Source organism: Aquisphaera insulae (genome assembly GCF_011064615.1).
GTDB classification, from domain to species: domain Bacteria; phylum Planctomycetota; class Planctomycetia; order Isosphaerales; family Isosphaeraceae; genus Aquisphaera; species Aquisphaera insulae.
In genome coordinates this window covers 1-14428 of sequence record NZ_JAALJH010000077.1, presented here as the reverse complement: position 1 = coordinate 14428, position 14428 = coordinate 1, and the positions used below count along the sequence as shown (strand labels likewise).

The following is a 14428-nucleotide window of genomic DNA, read 5'->3' as shown; positions in this document are numbered from 1 at the left end:
GCAGCGCGGCTAGGCGTTCTGGCCCTGGCGATACGGCGCCAGGGTGCTCTCGAGGAGCTTCATCTCGGCCAGGGACAGGAGGTAGGAGAGGGTGGACTCCGCCCCTTGGTTCTGATTCACCCGGTCTTCCTGGAGGCCGTCCCCGCAGCCGCCGGTGATCGCGTCGTAGAGCTCGAGGCCCAGGTCGTTGCTCCCGAGGAACCACTCGAACGCCAGGCGGGCCTCGTTGAGCCAGGAGGCGTCCTCGGTCACGTGGTAGGCCTGGAGGCACGCGGAGATCGTGGCGCACGCCTCGACCGGCTGCTGGTCGAACTGGGCCCGTTCTCCGCCCCGGGGATGGAAGCCGTGGCAGCCGATGGGGCGGAAATGGCCGGCCGGCGCCTTCTGCTCGCCGACGAGCCATTCCAGGGACCTCAGGCCGAGGTCGACGGCGCGATCGTTGCCCGCGGACTGGCCGCCGGCGAGGAGCGCCTGGGAGAGCCTCGCATTGTCGTAGCTGAGGACGTCCTCGAACCAGAACCAATCCGGCGTGGCGACCCGCTCGACGCAGCGGATGAGCCTCTCGAGGAGTGTATCGCGGGCCTGGCTGGCCTGGCGGGCGCCGCTGAGCCGATCGAGATAGTGGCCGATGCCGAGCAGGCCGAAGGCCCAGGCCCGCGGCGAGGCCGCCTCGAGCAATCCTTCGAGCCCCAGGTCGAAGAGCTCGGAAGCCCAGAACTGGTGCTCGCGCCGCTTGGACCATCGGACACAGGCGCCGAGCGCCCAGAGGGCCCGGCCGTGGCTGTCTTCCGATCCGGCCGCTTCGAGCCAGCTCCGGTCGAAGCCCATGAAATTCCGGAACCGCCGCGTCTCGCGCACGAAGGCGAAATTCAGGAACGCCGAGTAGGTCGAGGCCAGCCGCCGGACCTGGGCCGAGCCCATCCCCAGGCGTTCGAGGTAGAGCGTCAGCAGCAGCGCCCGGGCGTTGTCGTCGGTGCAGTAGCCGTCGGCGAGCCTGGGGATGGTGTAGGTGGCGTGCTGGATCAGCCCGGCAGAGTCCGTCATGCGGATGAGGTGATCGAGCCGCCACCCGGGCAACTCCATCGGCTCGTCGGCGAGCGTCCGGACCGCGAGCGGACGGATCGGGACGTCGAGCCGGGCCCGGCGGGCGCGCTGGAAGGAATCCATGTACTGGTGCGAGACCTGGCTCCAGATCATCTCCCGGCCCAGCATGTAGCCCTTCTTCCGCATGGCATGCCGCCGGGTGTCGTCGCGGAGCAGGTTGCGGATCTCGGTCGAAATCGCCTCCGGATCGGCGAACGGGACGAGGACCCCGCGACCCTCGGCGAGCAGCTCCTCGGCGTGCCAGTACGGCGTCGACACGACCGCCTTGCCGCACCCGAACGCATAGGCGAGCGTGCCCGAGGTGATCTGGGCGACGTTCAGATACGGCGTGATGTAGATGTCGGCCACGCCCAGGAACTCGAGCAGCTCGTCGATCTCCACGAACCGGTTGTAGAAGCTGACGTTCGACTTGATGCCCAGCGAGGTGGCCAGCCGCTCGAGGCTGATCCGGTATCGCTCCCCCTGCTCGCGGATGAGGTTGGGATGGGTCGCACCCAGGACGATGTAGACGAAGTCGGGGAACTCCCGGAGGATCGAGGGCATCGCCCGGAGCATGTGCTCGATCCCCTTGTTGGGCGAGAGCAGGCCGAACGTCAGCGCGACGAACTTCCCCTCGACCCCGAACTGGTCCTTGTAGAAGGCCGGATCCACGAAGGGCATATCGGGGATGCCGTGGGCGATCAGGTCGATCTTCGACTCCGGGACGCCGTAGATCTCGCGGAGGAACCGCCGGGCCCGCTCCGTCATCACGACGACCCGGGCCGACAGATCGACTACCTGGCCGAAGACCCTCCGCTGCTCCGGACTCGGATCGCCGAGCACGGTATGGAGCGTGGTGACGATGGGCATCCGCAGGTTGCGCAGGAGCCGGACCACGTGGCTGCCCGCCGGGCCGCCGAAGATGCCGAACTCGTGCTGGAGGCAGGCGATGTCCGCGTTGGTGAAGTTCAGGAAGTCCGCCGCGCGGAGGTACGACTCGAGCTCCTGCTCCTCGATCTCGAACCGGACCTCCCGGGGGTAATCGTAGCCCTCCGGAAGGTCATTGACCGGCATCACGAAGCAATCCGAGCCGGGGAACTGGGTGGCCACCGAGGTGCAAACGTCGTGCGTGAACGTCGCGATGCCGCATTTCCTGGGCAGGTAGTTCCCGATGAAGGCGATCTTGCGGATATCCGTATTCCTGTTCATGGCATTTGGGACGAGGTCGAGGCTGTCGCGTCAGTGCAGGGATGCTACAGCAATTCGGATCGGCGCGTCCCCCTCCGTTCGTCCGTTATAGCGTTCGCCAGGACTCAAGTCGCGACTTTTCCCGGACCAGACCATGCAATCCACGGGCCGGTTCGTGCCCGAATCCCGGTGACGTACCGTAACGAAAAGGCCCTGCTCCCATCCGAGGGTGGGGCAGGGCCGGCAGTTCCGCATCGTCGTTGATCGGGTCGACTCGCCTCAGCAACCGCAGCAGACCGGCATGCCGTTCATGCAGACGCAGCAGGTGCAGCCGGCGTCGCACATCGCCATCATGCTGTCGCAGCAGGCCTGGATCATCTTGCAGCAGGCCTCGTCGCCGCTGGTGCAGGTGATGCAGACGCCGTTCTCGGTCGTCTCGCACTTGCACATCCCCATCATCATGTTGCAGCAGCACATCATCATGCCGTTCATCATCATGCAGCACGAGCACATGCCGCCGGCCATCATCGTGCAGAGGTTCTGCATCATGCTGGCCGTCATCGCGTCGTCGCTCGAGCAGGTCATCTTCATCCCGCCCTTGCACTTCTCCATCTTGATCGTGCACCGCGGGACCATCATCATCTGCGGGGCGGTCGCCATCGCGCCGGCGCCGGCCATCGGCCCGCCGCCCATGCCGGGCATCCCCATCCCCATGCCGGGCATCCCCATCCCCATCCGCTCCATCATCATGGCGCTGGTCATCTCGATTGCTCCCCGATCGTGCTGGTAACCGGCTGGATCTCCCGGGGCCATGCTCACGGCCCCCAACGCAGATCATTATGCACGGGCCAGCTATGTTTGCAACATAAAAATAAAGAATCTTTGATGTAACATGACCTACCTGATCAGGATGATCGGGATTCGGCGCGAGACGGCATCCGTATGCATGCGTGCTGGCCGCGTGTCGTCCGTCGAGTCGATGGCTCATCGCCGGCATCGACGGAACGGGTGATTTCGGAGGACAGGCGTTCCTGACGGTCCCGTAGCCAAACCTGTCGCGTGGCCAACCCTCTCCCGTAGCCAACACCACAGACTTGCCGCGACAAGACACGAGACTCATCAAGCAAGACCCCCCCGGATCCGCCGTGAAAGTCCCCGTCCCCTTTCCAGAGCTCTCGGCATTCCTCTCGGTCCTCAGCGACCGTCGTTCCTCCCTGTCGCATCATCTCGATCCACGAGTGGCGTTGAGCTCTCCTCTGCCGCGGTCCGACCTGCGAGACGGTCGCCCGTGCTGGCCCACGCAGTCGCCATTGCTGCACAGGGCTCAGTGAACGCGTGAGGATTCGTTGAAGACGCATCCAAGCGTGCATGTCGCTGTTTGTGGCCCCGGGACGTGGTAACGGTCTCTCGGTGCGAAGTGGCGGTGCGTCCCTCGGGTCATCGGTCCGCGTCCAAAGTCATCGTGGAAAATGGTTTGCGAGCATTCACTATTATCTTGATCGAGAAACTGAAGTCTCAACTTGACAGAGTCGATGGGGATAGTAATGATTCAGGGGACAAACGCCATCAACCTCCAAGTTCGGGATCGCCAGCCATGTCGAATCGAGTTTACGGGACATCCAGCCTGGTCGAGTCGTCGCGTGGGAGCCTGGAAGTCGCCGCGCCGGTGGTGGCGGCCCCGATGGCCTGCGGGTTGATGGTGGGGCCGGGCGGCAGCCTGGCTGTATCCGGCGCGTGGGCTGAGATCTATCGGCTGGCCTACGAGCAGGCGCGGGCGGCGCTGGCGCCCTCGTGGTTTCAGAGGATGACGCAGCCGTCCTGGAACTGACGAGCCGGCGGATGGAGCCCGGCGGGGAGAGCAATCGGTGAGAATCTCGGCCAAGGCGGAGTATGCGTGCCTGGCGGTGGTCGCATTGGCCCTGCGGAATCAGGAGGACGGGCCGATGCCGATCCGCGAGATCGCCGGATCGCGGGGGATTCCCGAGCCATTCCTGACCCAGATCCTGCTGAAGCTGAAGGCCGCGGGGATCGTGCAGAGCACCCGGGGGTCTTCCGGCGGCTACCGATTGGCGAAGCCGCCGGAGGAGATCACCCTGGGAGACATCCTCAGCGTGATGGACGGCTACGCGATCACTCCGCGCAATCCCCAGAGTCCCGCCGCGCCTTATCTGGCCAGCATCTGGGACCAGCTCCGGGATTCCGAGACCCGGGTCCTCACCCGGACCTCGGTCGCCGACCTGGCGAAGCGGGCCACGGCCCCGGACTGGGTGATCTGAGCGAGCCACGATGCCGGCTCAACTGGTGGAATCCCCGCGGATCTGGTAAATCCTGACTTGTCGGAGACGAGCGTGCTCGGCATCGGGCGGGCGCCCGGGCCGTCCTCATTCACGTCGCGGCCTGGCAAGGAGACGCCGAGATGCCGGGGACCATTCTTGACTTCGTCGGCAAGACGCCGCTGATCCCGCTCCGCCGGCTCGATCCCCCGAGCCGCGTCCCGATCCTCCTCAAGGTCGAGGCGTTCAATCCCGGCGGCAGCATCAAGGATCGGGTCGCGATCGCCATGATCGAGGAGGCGGAGCAGCAGGGCTGGCTCCGGCCGGGGGGCACGATCATCGAGGCCACGGCCGGGAACACGGGGGTCGGCCTGGCCATGGCGGCCGCGGTCAAGGGATATCGCACCATCTTCGTCATGCCCGACAAGATGAGCGGCGAGAAGATCCGCCTCCTCTCCGCCTACGGGGCCGAGATCGTGATCACCCCCACCTCGGTCCCTCCCGATTCGCCGGAGAGCTACAACGGCGTCGCCGATCGCCTGGCCCGGGAGATCCCCGACGCCTGGCGCCCCAACCAGTTCGCCAACCTCGCCAATCCGGGGGCCCATTACCACACGACCGGCCCGGAGATCTGGGACCAGACCGGCGGCAAGGTCACCGCGGTCGTCGCCGGCGCCGGCACCGGCGGCACGCTCTCGGGCGTGGGCCGCTATCTCAAGGAGCGGAACCCGCGGGTGAAGATCGTCGGCGCCGACCCCGAGGGCTCGATCCTATCCGGCGACTCGCCCCGGCCCTGGAAGGTGGAGGGGATCGGCGAGGACTTCGTGCCCAAGACGCTCAACAGCCACGTCGTCGACGAGTGGGTCCGCGTGGGCGACGCCGAGGCCTTCGAGACGGCGCGGACCGTGGCGCGGAGGGAGGGGATCCTCCTCGGCGGCTCGAGCGGCACCGCCATCGCCGCGGCCGTCCGCTTCGCCCGAAGGCTCGGGCCCGACGACCTGATCGTGGTCATCTGCCCGGACACCGGCCGCAATTACCTGAGCAAGTTCTACGACGACCAGTGGCTGGCGGAGAACCACCTGGTCGTCGAGCCCGCCCGCCCCGGCTCGATCGCCGACCTCATCGAGTCCCGCGGGCCCCGCCCGCTCACGACGATCGACCCCGAGGCCACGGTCGCCGCCGCCGTGGAGCTGATGCAGTCTTCCGGGATCTCTCAGCTCCCGGTCCTCCGCGACGGCCTCTCCGTGGGGTCGATCCAGGAGGTCACCCTGGCCCGGATCCTCCACGACCGGCGCAAGCCGTCGGGCGTCACGGTCGGCCAGGTCATGGCCCGGCCCCTGCCCCAGCTCGAGACGACGACCCACCTGGACGAGGCCTACCGCCTGCTCCTGGCAGGCAACACGGGCGTCCTCGCGACCGAGGAGGGGGCGGTCCGGGACATCGTCACCCGCATCGACCTGGTCCAGTACTGGAAGCAGCTCGACGCGTCCTGAGGAATCGCATCGCGGAACGCTGGTTCCCTACCGTCCCCCATGAGGCGACCGATGAGCGCAGACCATCGCCGGGCCGGCTTCTCCACCCGTGCCATCCACGACGGCCAGGACGCGGACCCCGCGACCGGGGCCACCGTCGTGCCGATCTACGCGACCTCCACCTTCACCCAGTCCGCCCCCGGCGAGCACAGGGGCTTCGAGTACTCGCGGAGCGGCAACCCGACGCGTGCGGCGCTCGAGACCTGCCTGGCCTCGCTGGAGGGGGCCGAGCGGGGGCTCGCCTTCGCCTCGGGCCTGGCCGCGACGTCGGCGGTGCTCTCGCTCCTGAAGCCCGGCGACGAGGTCGTCGCCGCCAGCGACCTCTACGGCGGCACGTATCGCCTGCTCGAGAAGGTCTACCGGCCGCTCGGCATCGTCGCGCGTTACACGGACGACCCGCGCCCGGAAGCATTCGCCGCGCTCCTGACGCCGCGGACGAAGCTCGTCTGGATCGAGTCGCCGACGAATCCCCTGCTCCGGATCCTGGACATCGCCGCGATTGCCGAGGCGGCCCACCGCGGGGGGGCGATCCTGGCCGTGGACAACACGTTCGCCTCGCCCTACCTCCAGCAGCCGATCGCGCTGGGGGCGGACCTCGTCGTGCACTCGACGACGAAGTACATCGGCGGCCACTCCGACGTGGTCGGCGGTGCCGTGGCCGGCCGCCGCGACCTGATCGAGCCGATCAAGTTCTACCAGAACGCCGCGGGGGGCGTCCCCGGCCCGTTCGACGCCTGGCTCACGCTCCGAGGGCTGAAGACCCTGGCCGTACGGATGGATCGGCACTGCGCCAACGCCCGGGCACTCGCGGCCTGGCTGCTGGAGCATCCGCGGGTCGAGCGCGTCTACTATCCCGGCCTGCCCGACGACCCCGGCCACGCCCTCGCCGCCCGCCAGATGAAGGACTTCGGCGGCATGATCAGCATCCGGGTCGAGGGGGGCGGCCCCGCCGCCCGCCGATTCCTGACGCGGACCAGGCTGTTCAGCCTCGCCGAGAGCCTCGGCGGCGTCGAGTCCCTGGTCTGCCATCCCGCGACCATGACCCACGCGAGCATCCCCGCCGACATCCGCTCCGCCCGGGGCGTGGACGACGGCCTGATCCGCCTGAGCGTCGGGATCGAGGACGCGGACGACCTGCGTGGAGACCTGGAGCAAGCTTTGAGGGACGCGTGAGCCGCGTCCCGCCCGATCTTCCTTCGTCGCTACCGGACCGGGTAGAACGTCGCGCTGATCCAGAGCAGGATCCCCAGCAGCACCAGGCCGAGGGTCAGGCTGCCGGCGATGAGGGCCTTCTCGATCGGCAGCAGGGGCTCGTGTTCGATCTTCGCCAGCTCGTCGGCCAGCGTCGGTGCGGGCTCAACCACAGGCTGCGGTCGGTGGTCGTTCATGTCAGCCTCCGTGTCCCCCCGGGGTGGTCGGGGGCATGGCGCCGTGGAAGAAGAGCCACGAGATCGCCAGGCCGATCCAGAGGATGAAGCCGAAGAGGCTGACCGCGTAGACGACCGCCAGCCGGCCGATCCCCTCGGCCCAGAGCTTGCGCAGGTTGGTGGCCAGGCCGATGGTGAAGAACGTGAGCGCGAAGAAGAGCCCGCGGAGCGGGTCGACCTCGGCCGTCGCGGCCTTCAGGCCGGCGATCGTCCCCGGCCACCTGAGGGCGATCAGGAGCGTCGCGAGGAAGAGGGCGAAGTAGCCGATCACGAACGCGGGGAAGCGGCGGAGGATGTCGCGAAGCGGGACGCCCGCCCCGGGCTTGCGGTCGATCCCGTAGGCCCAGACGACCGCCAGCACCAGGGCCCAGACGCCGATGAAGACGTCGATGAAGATCTTCACCGTGGCCGTGGTGTTGAGCATCCAGCCGGGATCCCAGACCAGCCCCGCCCCCTGGGCCTTGGCGCGGATGAGGGACTCGGTGATCGTGCCGGAGGCGAGGGCCGCGCCGTCGGTCTTGACGGCCAGGCCCATCCAGGCGGCGGCGACGAGCGGCTCGCGCCAGAGGAACTCCCGCGCCGCCAGCGGCAGGATCAGCAGCTCGACCACGCTGAAGACGACCACCAGGGACGAGACCATGATCGGCACGACCGGCCGGGCGCGGATCGCGGCCCCGGTGGTGATGGCCGCGGAGACGCCGCAGATCGAGATCCCGGAGGCGAGCGGCGCCGCCCACTCCCGGCTGAAGCCGAAGACGGTCCGCGCCAGCAGGTAGACGAGGGCCCAGTAGATCAGGTAGGCCTCGATGATCGCCGCCAGGCCGCGGAACATGATCGCCGACATCAGCCCCGCGGCGTCGGCCGCCTTCGCCCCCATCGCCGCGCCGAAGATCACGATCGCGGTCTTGATGAACCACTCCGGCCGGGCGGCGGCGGAGAGCCACGCCGCCAGCCCCGGCAGCAGGTTGCTCACCGCCAGGCCGGCCCCGAGCGCCACCAGGAAGCCCGCCTCTCCCGTGAGGCCGAGCGACCACGAGATCCCGAACCCCGGCCGCTGGTTGGGCGTCGCCGCGATGTAGGCATTGTGCCCCGCGACCCAGCAGAGCGCGCTCAGGGCGTAGAGGACCGCGAAGCGCGGCAGGAACCTCCGCGGGTCGTACCCCAGCACCTTCGCCCCGACCCCGACCAGCGTGGCGACGAAGGAGAACGTCAGCAGGGCGGAGAGCGCCGGTGCCACCCCCGCATACGCCTTCGACACCGGTTTGATCGCCGCCGTCGGATCCAACCAGACCTGCGGGGCCGCGATCCAGCCCAGGAGGTCATGCCCCGCCGCCGCCGGCATCGCCAGCAGGACCAGGACCGCACCCAGCCAGACGGCCAGCCAGTCTTCCGAGATGAACCAGGATCGTTCGCCCGCCACGCGCTCGCCCCATCAGGAAACCGCTCGTCGTTCCCGTCGCCCGCAACAGGAGGCTACCACGGCCGCGCGCGGAATCCCACCGACCACCGATCCCGGAATCAGGTCTCGCGCGGCGCCGCCCCGCCGATGGTGACCACCTGGGGCGTGCCCGTCGAGCACTTCGCGCATCCGCCCCCGCAGCTCCCCGACTTTCCCCGGCGGACGGCGGACCCGGCCAGATTGGCCAGGTAGCCGGCCGCGGCGAGGACGATGGCGATCGCGACGAGGTCCTGCCAGCCGAATTCCACGAGATTTCCTCCGGGGCGAGCGGGCGAGTCGGCCTGTCAGAGTCCCAGCCAGGTCCCGCCCTGATAGGCGATCAGGGACGCGACGTACGCCGCGGCCGTCATGTAGACGAACGTGAAGGCCGGCCAGGTCCACGTCCCGGTCTCGCGGCCGATCACGGCTAGGGTGGACACGCACTGGGCACAGAGCGCGAAGAAGACCATGACCGAGAGCGCGACGGGGACGTCGAAGAGCGGCTTGCCGGAGGGCCAGGTCGCCGACCTGAGGGCCTCGCCCAGCCGCCGGGTGCCCGCGTCCTCCTCGACGTCCTCGCCGACGTCGAAGATCACGCCCATCGTGGCGACGACGACCTCGCGGGCGGGGAACGACGCGATCACGCCGCTGCCGATCCGCCAGTCCCAGCCCAGCGGCTTCACCGCCGGCTCGATCAGGTGCCCGAGCCGCCCGAGGACGCTCTGACGCTTCTGCTCGCCCTCGATGTGGTTGGCCAGGGTCGCCAGGGATTCGGCCGCGGACTTCTCCTCCTCCGCATCTCCGGCCGCCCGCGCCCGCTCCCGCTCGGACTCCAGCCGGGACTGCTCGGCCGCGAGCGGGGCCATCCGCTCCGGGGACAGTCGCGGGTAATAGAGCATCCCCCACATGACGATCGAGACGGCGAAGATGATGGTCCCCGCGTTCCTGAGGAAGTCCCAGCCGCGCTCGAACATCCTCTGGAAGACGACCCGCGGCGAGGGCCACTTGTAGACCGGCATCTCCATCAGGAACGACGGCGCCTCGCCCTTCAGCAGCGTCCTCTTGAGCAGGAGGGCCGCGATCGCCGCGACGAGGACGCCCAGGGCGTACATCGCGAAGAGCACCAGCCCCTGGAGCCCGAGCAGGCCCCCCAGGAACCGGCGGTCGGGGATGAACGCCGCGATCATCAGGGTGTAGACCGGCAGCCGTGCGCTGCAGCTCATGAGCGGGGCGATCAGGATCGTCGTCAGTCGATCCCGCCGGTCCTCGATCACCCGGGTCGCCATCACGCCGGGGATCGCGCACGCGAAGGACGACAGGAGCGGGATGAACGACTTGCCGGAGAGCCCGACCTTGACCATCAGCCGGTCCATCAGGTAGGCGGCCCGCGAGAGATACCCGCATTCCTCCAGGCTGGTCAGCAGGAAGAAGAGGATGAAGATCTGGGGGAGGAAGACCACCACCGCGCCGATCCCGCCGATGATCCCGTCGGTGAGGAGGCTGACGAGCGGCCCGTCGGGGAGCCGCTCCTGGACCTGGCCGGAGATCCAGCCGATCCCCGCGTCGATCGCGTCCATCGGCACCGTCGCCCAAGAGAACACGGCGCTGAACATCAGGAGCAGCACCGCCGCCAGGACCAGCAACCCCCAGAGCCGATGGGTGAGGATCGCGTCGAGCCGATCGCCCCAGGTCGCGACCGGGGCATCCGGGTGGCTCAGGATCCCGTCGACGATCCGGGCGATCCACGCATACCGGGCACCGGTCTCCACCGCGGGGACCGTGCAACCCGCGGCGGCGAGACGTCCCCTGGCGTCGGCGAGCGCGGCATGGACCGCGTGGGCCTCGCCGTCGCCGTCGCCGTAGAGCCGGCGTTCGAGGTAGCCGCCGGTATCCAGGAGGAGTCGCTCGACCAGGTATCGCGGCAAGCCATGCTCGCCCGCGAGCGTGCGATGACCGGCGAGGAGCCGATCGAGCTGCTCGGTCTCCTGCCGGAAGGGGGTGGGGAAGAGCCCCTCGACGGCCGGGCCGGGCTCCTCGCCGGCCTTCGCCAGCGCCTCTTTCAGCTCGTCCAGGCCGATCCCGCGATGGGCCTGGAGCTGGACCACCGGCACGCCCAGCCGCTCCGCCAGCGCGGGAATGTCCATCCGCACGCCCTGGGACTCGGCGATGTCGCCCATGGTCAGGGCGACGACGACGGGCCGGCCCAGCTCCAGAACCTGGCTGAGCAGGTAGAGATTCCGCTCCAGGCTGTTGGCCGCGACCACGCAGAGGACGACGTCCGGCGCGGGCAGGTCGTCGAGCCGGCCGAGGAGGACGTCGACGGCGACCATCTCGTCGGGCGACCGGGGGGCCAGGCTGTAGGTCCCCGGCAGGTCCACCAGGGTCCAGTTCATGCCCTCGTGGAGGATCGTCCCGAGGGTCTTCTCGACCGTGACCCCGGGATAGTTTCCCACCCGCTGGGGCACGCCCGAAAGCGCCCCGAAGAGGGTGGACTTGCCCGTGTTCGGGTTGCCGATCAGCGCGATCGTCCAGCGGCTACGTGGCGTGGCGGGCGGCATGAAGGGGACCGGGGGAAAGACTTCGTGAATCAGGGCCGCCGCGAGCGGGTGCCGTCCCGGATCAGGATGCGGCGTGGATCGGGCGGACCAGCACGCAGGCGCATTCGTCCATCCGGAACCCCAGGCGCTGGCCCCTCAGGCCGATGATGCACGGGCTGCCCGGCCGGATCATCTGGACATGGGCCCCGTCGTGCATGCCCAGCTCCCGGAGCCGATGCACCTGGTCGCAACGGCCGAGGATCTCCCCCACCAGCCCGCGCTCGCCGGCGCGAAGCGAGCCCAGAGGAACCACCTCGGCCATGACTCCCGCCCCCGCGGTATGCCCCGATGCCTTCATTCCTGGCCTCGTCTCGACTGGGACGCTCGATGATTGCCGCTCAACAGACTGAGATTCAATCTCAGCAGCAATTATAAGGTGCACGGCATCGAGGAGGAAAGGGCTCTCGACGGAAATCGCGAGGAATGGCGCCGGCGAGTCCGGCCGGGCGGGCCCGGCGGAAGTGGCGGGAGGGATGGAGGAGAGTCAAGGGGGCCCGGGGCATCCTTGCCCCTGGGTGCCGTCCGTGGCACCGGCCCCACTTGCACTTGTATTGACATGAAAGTCTGGGCTCGGCCCGATCGACGGCGAACGCCGAGACGACTGCGGGATACCTGGACGACTGCGGCCACGTCCGCGTCGAGACAGAACATACCGAGGCACCGGGGCGGGGTCCAGACCGTTCGGCCAATTCGGTCGCAAGTCGTCTGGCGGCAAGCCGTGTGGTCGGGGGATGGGGCGTGGTGCCGGCCCAAGCCCGGGGATTGCTGGCGGGCTGCCGCGTCGGAAGCCGTCCTGGTTTGCGGCCGGATCACCGGCCCGTGGCGAGCACCCCTTCGACAACTCGACTTTCGATGGAGACGATCCTCATGCGGCATGCCGAAAGCCCCTGGCGATGGCGGTTCGAATTCCCAGCCCTGGTGACGATCGCGATCGTGTCGGCCTTCGGGCCGGTGCCGCTGGCCGCACGGGCCGGCTCCTACATCCAGACGAACCTCGTCTCGGACATCCCCGGGATGGCCCTGACGACGGATCCCAACCTGAAGAACCCGTGGGGGATCTCGTCCTTCACGGGCGGTCCGTTCTGGGTCTCGAACCAGGGGACCAGCACCTCGACGCTCTACACGGGCGACGGCACCGCGAGGCCGCTCGTCGTCACCACGCCGACCATCGTCGGCGGTCCGAACGGCCCGACGGGGCAGGTCTTCAACACGTCGAACGACTTCGTGCTCGCGAACGGCGGCAAGGCCCTCTTCCTCTTCGCCGACCTGAACGGGACGATCTCGGGCTGGAACCCGACCGCCGGCACGGTCGCCCAGATCGGCGTGTCCCCCTCGGGGGCCGTCTACACGGGCCTGGCGCTGGCCACCAACGGGGGGAGCAGCTTCCTTTACGCCGCGGATGCACGCAACAACAAGATCGACGTCTTCAACGGCACGTTCGGCGCCACCTCCCTGGCCGGCTCCTTCACCGATCCCAACCTGCCCAGCGGTTTCACCGTCTACAACATCCAGAACATCGGCGGGAAGCTCTTCGTGACCTACGAGAACGAGGCCACCGGGGGGGGCGTGATCAACGAGTTCGACCTCAACGGCAACCTCATCAAGAGGCTGACCTCCAACACCGACGGCGGGCCGCTCGATTCGCCCTGGGGGATGGCGCTGGCCCCCAAGTCGTTCGGCCAGTTCGGCGGCGATCTCCTGGTCGGCAACGAGGAGGACGGCCACATCAGCGCCTTCGACCCGACGACGGGGGCCTACCTCGGCCAGCTCACCGGCCCCGACGGCAAGCCGATCGCGAACACCGGCCTCTGGGGCCTGGCGTTCGGGACCGGCGGCCTCAACGGCGACCCGAACACGCTCTATTTCGCCGCCGGGATCGACGACGAGCGCCATGGCCTCTTCGGGGCCATCTCGGTCATCCCCGAGCCGAGCTCGATCGCCCTGGCGCTCATCGCCGCGGCGACGCTCGCGGCACGTCGGCGATTCGGACGACGGGTGGCAAGCAGGCCCTGACCCCCGCACCTTCGGGCTCGCGGGTCACAGGCCCTTCAACCAGTTCATGCGATCCTCGAGCGATGGGGCCGCGAACGCCAGCGACCCCATCACCACCGAATCGGCCCCGGCCCTGCGGAGGAGCGGAACCGTCTCCTCGCGGATCCCGCCGTCCGCGGCGAGGAGCCTACGGCACTTGCCCCGCGACGGCGCGATCAGGACCCCGGCCTCGATCATGCGAATGATCGACCGCGAATCGAGCCCCCTGCCCTTCACGCCGATCGGCGTGCCGAGGAGCGTGAGGAACCGAATCCGGTCGAGGAACGGCCAGGCCGCCGCGACCGGCGTCTCGACGTTCAGGACCAGGCCGGCCGCGACCCCTCGGTCATCGAGGAGGTCCAACGCCGCCGCCGCGGCGGCGTTCTCGGCGTGGACGCTGATCAGGTCGGCCCCCGCGGCCGCGAATTGCTCCGCCTGGTCGAGCAAGACGTCGTCGGCCACCATGAGATGGACGTGGATCGGCCGACCGGTGGCACGACGCACCCCCGCGACCAGATCCGGGAAGAAGAGGAGGGCGCGCGAGAAGTGGCCGTCGGCCACGTCGACGTGGAAGAGATCCGCGTGCGGCTCCACGCGGGCAATCTCCGCCTCCAGCCGCAGGAGATCCGCCGACCAGAGCGAGAATTCGGCGATCAGCCGGTCGTCCGGCAGGCGTTCGATCCAGTCGTTGGCGGGGCTCGGCATGATCGGGATCCTGCGGGGACGGTGGCTCACGCGAGTATATTACCTCGGCAAGGAAGAAGCTCACCGTAATAGGGTTCTTACCGCCGACAGGGAAGCCGGCCCGCATTTACTTCCCCCCTTACGAAGGGGGGATTCAGGGGGGTGAATTCGATCG

At 68.7% G+C, this 14428-nt stretch carries 13 protein-coding genes; 5 read left to right on the top strand and 8 right to left on the bottom strand.

Going from position 1 to position 14428, the window contains the following annotated elements:
• Positions 1–9 precede the first annotated feature (9 nt).
• Both G6O54_RS28450 and G6O54_RS28445 read right to left on the bottom strand, forming a co-directional pair.
• A complete protein-coding gene (locus G6O54_RS28450) occupies positions 10–2292 on the bottom strand; it encodes a glycosyltransferase family 4 protein (protein WP_165231167.1) in 2283 nt (760 codons plus the stop codon).
• Positions 2293–2550: 258 nt separating this feature from the next.
• The gene (locus G6O54_RS28445) at positions 2551–3033 is read right to left on the bottom strand and encodes a hypothetical protein (RefSeq protein ID WP_165231164.1); all 483 of its coding nucleotides are present in this window, start codon (positions 3031–3033) and stop codon (positions 2551–2553) included.
• Positions 3034–3865: 832 nt separating this feature from the next.
• Here G6O54_RS28445 and G6O54_RS28440 point away from each other — a divergent pair.
• The 4 genes from G6O54_RS28440 (at position 3866) to G6O54_RS28425 (ending at position 7249) form a co-directional block, all read left to right on the top strand.
• The gene (locus G6O54_RS28440; RefSeq protein WP_165231161.1) at positions 3866–4099 is read left to right on the top strand and encodes a hypothetical protein; all 234 of its coding nucleotides are present in this window, start codon (positions 3866–3868) and stop codon (positions 4097–4099) included.
• 37 nt (positions 4100–4136) lie between these two features.
• Positions 4137–4547: an RrF2 family transcriptional regulator gene (locus G6O54_RS28435; RefSeq protein ID WP_165231158.1), complete on the top strand. Its 411-nt coding sequence runs from the start codon at positions 4137–4139 to the stop codon at positions 4545–4547.
• A gap of 140 nt (positions 4548–4687) precedes the next feature.
• A complete protein-coding gene (locus tag G6O54_RS38590; protein ID WP_165231155.1) occupies positions 4688–6037 on the top strand; it encodes a pyridoxal-phosphate dependent enzyme in 1350 nt (449 codons plus the stop codon).
• A 51-nt stretch (positions 6038–6088) separates the two neighbouring features.
• A complete protein-coding gene (locus G6O54_RS28425) occupies positions 6089–7249 on the top strand; it encodes a cystathionine gamma-synthase (protein ID WP_165231152.1) in 1161 nt (386 codons plus the stop codon).
• Between the two features lie 29 nt (positions 7250–7278).
• On the opposite strand, the gene G6O54_RS28420 is transcribed toward G6O54_RS28425, so the two are convergent.
• The 5 genes from G6O54_RS28420 to G6O54_RS28400 all read right to left on the bottom strand — a co-directional run bounded on the left by G6O54_RS28420 (position 7279) and on the right by G6O54_RS28400 (position 11836).
• Positions 7279–7464, bottom strand: coding sequence for a hypothetical protein (locus G6O54_RS28420; RefSeq protein ID WP_165231149.1), 186 nt, complete (start codon positions 7462–7464; stop codon positions 7279–7281).
• Between the two features lies 1 nt (position 7465).
• Entirely contained in the window at positions 7466–8923 is a 1458-nt protein-coding gene (locus G6O54_RS28415) for a putative sulfate exporter family transporter (RefSeq protein ID WP_250847141.1), read from the bottom strand.
• Positions 8924–9021: 98 nt separating this feature from the next.
• Positions 9022–9210: a FeoB-associated Cys-rich membrane protein gene (locus G6O54_RS28410; RefSeq protein ID WP_165231146.1), complete on the bottom strand. Its 189-nt coding sequence runs from the start codon at positions 9208–9210 to the stop codon at positions 9022–9024.
• 36 nt (positions 9211–9246) lie between these two features.
• Positions 9247–11499 carry a ferrous iron transport protein B gene (gene feoB / locus G6O54_RS28405; protein WP_165231144.1) on the bottom strand — a complete coding sequence of 751 codons (2253 nt, stop codon included), beginning with the start codon at positions 11497–11499 and terminating at the stop codon, positions 9247–9249.
• Positions 11500–11560: 61 nt separating this feature from the next.
• Positions 11561–11836, bottom strand: a complete 276-nt coding sequence (locus tag G6O54_RS28400) for a FeoA family protein (RefSeq protein ID WP_165231141.1) — start codon at positions 11834–11836, stop codon at positions 11561–11563.
• 569 nt (positions 11837–12405) lie between these two features.
• Here G6O54_RS28400 and G6O54_RS28395 point away from each other — a divergent pair.
• Entirely contained in the window at positions 12406–13551 is a 1146-nt protein-coding gene (locus tag G6O54_RS28395; RefSeq protein WP_165231138.1) for a TIGR03118 family protein, read from the top strand.
• Positions 13552–13575: 24 nt separating this feature from the next.
• On the opposite strand, the gene G6O54_RS28390 is transcribed toward G6O54_RS28395, so the two are convergent.
• Positions 13576–14274, bottom strand: a complete 699-nt coding sequence (locus tag G6O54_RS28390; protein WP_165231135.1) for a ribulose-phosphate 3-epimerase — start codon at positions 14272–14274, stop codon at positions 13576–13578.
• Positions 14275–14428 lie beyond the last annotated feature (154 nt).

Coding starts and splice junctions, on each gene's coding strand:
- G6O54_RS28450 (WP_165231167.1), bottom strand. CDS start 2,292: ATGAACAGGAATACGGATATCCGCAAGATCGCCTTCATCGGGAACTAC.
- G6O54_RS28440 (WP_165231161.1), top strand. CDS start 3,866: ATGTCGAATCGAGTTTACGGGACATCCAGCCTGGTCGAGTCGTCGCGT.
- G6O54_RS28400 (WP_165231141.1), bottom strand. CDS start 11,836: ATGAAGGCATCGGGGCATACCGCGGGGGCGGGAGTCATGGCCGAGGTG.
- G6O54_RS28390 (WP_165231135.1), bottom strand. CDS start 14,274: ATGCCGAGCCCCGCCAACGACTGGATCGAACGCCTGCCGGACGACCGG.
- G6O54_RS38590 (WP_165231155.1), top strand. CDS start 4,688: ATGCCGGGGACCATTCTTGACTTCGTCGGCAAGACGCCGCTGATCCCG.
- G6O54_RS28425 (WP_165231152.1), top strand. CDS start 6,089: ATGAGCGCAGACCATCGCCGGGCCGGCTTCTCCACCCGTGCCATCCAC.
- G6O54_RS28420 (WP_165231149.1), bottom strand. CDS start 7,464: ATGAACGACCACCGACCGCAGCCTGTGGTTGAGCCCGCACCGACGCTG.
- feoB (WP_165231144.1), bottom strand. CDS start 11,499: ATGCCGCCCGCCACGCCACGTAGCCGCTGGACGATCGCGCTGATCGGC.
- G6O54_RS28445 (WP_165231164.1), bottom strand. CDS start 3,033: ATGACCAGCGCCATGATGATGGAGCGGATGGGGATGGGGATGCCCGGC.
- G6O54_RS28395 (WP_165231138.1), top strand. CDS start 12,406: ATGCGGCATGCCGAAAGCCCCTGGCGATGGCGGTTCGAATTCCCAGCC.